We start from the raw sequence: 230 nt of genomic DNA on the forward strand, positions 1-230 counted from the left end.
GAGGCTGACCGCGTACACGGCCGGGGAGAGGGCCGTCCCCCCCATGGAGACCGCCCCGGTGCTCTGGGCCTTGCGGCCGCGCCCGCGGAAGAGCTGCGAGTAGAAGGCGAACCGCACGGGCAGCCCGGCGATCACCCCGAGGAACGAGGCCACGGTGATCAGGGCGACGTCCTTGTGCGCCACGTGGGACAGCTCCTGCGGCAGCACGCCCTCCAGCTCGTGGGGCTGCA

The 230-nt window shown here is 73.0% G+C and carries 1 pseudogene; it reads right to left on the bottom strand.

From position 1 onward, the window contains the following. Nucleotides 1-230 (bottom strand): annotated as a pseudogene (locus MFF21_RS23855) (hypothetical protein); the annotation flags it as partial.

Source organism: Methylobacterium organophilum, assembly GCF_022179465.1.
GTDB classification, from domain to species: domain Bacteria; phylum Pseudomonadota; class Alphaproteobacteria; order Rhizobiales; family Beijerinckiaceae; genus Methylobacterium; species Methylobacterium organophilum.